General features: G+C 72.4%; 1 protein-coding gene. It reads right to left on the bottom strand.

The genetic code is table 11. The annotated features are described in order from the left end of the window. Window positions 1-1,057 (bottom strand): metallophosphoesterase (locus D7W82_RS39685; protein WP_233588220.1); only part of this gene is annotated, 1,057 nt, incomplete at its 3' end. Between the last annotated feature and the right edge of the window lie 133 nt (window positions 1,058-1,190).

Here is a 1,190-nt window from a genome sequence, read left to right as displayed (position 1 = left end):
ATTCCGGAGCGCTTTGACGGGGTGGGCCGGCACTTCCTGGCGGTGGACGTGGATCCGTCGGCGGGATGCCCGCGTTGGAGAACGAATAGTAGGAGTGGATGTGGCCGTAGAGCGTCAGGTCCACGCCCGCCCGCGCCATCTTCCCCACCAGCCCCGCCGCCTCGTTGCGCACCGCGAAGCCGCCGCCCCGGACGCCAATCGGATCCAACGGCGGGATGTGCATCGCCACCACGTGCACCGCGTCGCGCGCCTCCTCCAGCCAGCCGTCCAGTTCCTCCTCCACCATCGGGTCCACCGTGCTGCTGCCGGAGTCCACCAGGCTGAAGTGCACGCCGTGGAAGGTGAAGTGCTGGCTGCCCCGGCCCACCAGCCGCTGGTACTCGCGCGCGTCGTCCGTGAAGGTCTCGTGGTTGCCCAACGTGGCGTACAGCGGGATGCGCGAGTCCGCCTCCAGCCGCCGCTGGAACTCCTCCAGCTGCTCGCGCGTCCCGAACTCCGTCAGGTCGCCCGCGAAGAAGATGAAGCGCAGGCTGGGGTCCTCATTCAGCTTCGCGTAGACGTCCCCCACCTTCGACAGCGCCTCCTGCACGTCCGCCAGCGCCGCGAACCGGAACGGCTGCCGCGTGTCCCAGTCCGGCGGCGCCACCGTCAGCCGCACGGTCGTCCCCGGCCGCAGGGCCACGCGCCACGCCTTCACCGTCGGGTGCGCGTCCGGCATCGCCACCACCGTCAGCGGCGTGCCCGCTTCGTCCACGGCGTCCAGCACCGCGTCCGGCATCGCGTTGTGCACCATGAACAGCCAGTCCGTCCGCGCGTCCTCGCTCGCGGTGACTCGCGTGGTGAACACCGGCGCCTGGCCCCACAGCTCCAGCGTCCCCGACGCCAGCGTCCGCACCGACGCGAGCCCGCCCTCCACCTCCACCGTCAGCGCGTCCGCCTCGGACTTCCCCACGCGCGTGTCCCGCACCGCGCGGTCCTCGCCGGGGCGCATGCAGCCCGGGGTCAGCAGCGCCGCCGTCAGGCCCAGCGCGCCCAGTGCACGAAGTCCACCGCTCACGTGTCACCTCCCACCGCGTACACCAGCGACAGCCGCCCCATCAGCGCGCCGCCCGCCTGCGCCTCCGCCGCCACGCCCCAGCGCTCCGTCAGCAGCACGCGCCCCTTCAGCCCGAACGACCCCACCATGCCGC

The sequence above is a fragment of the Corallococcus sp. CA049B genome (assembly GCF_003611685.1).
Classification (GTDB): domain Bacteria; phylum Myxococcota; class Myxococcia; order Myxococcales; family Myxococcaceae; genus Corallococcus; species Corallococcus coralloides.
The sequence above is the reverse complement of the archived record's forward strand: the minus strand, read 5'-3'. Positions and strand labels throughout refer to the sequence as shown.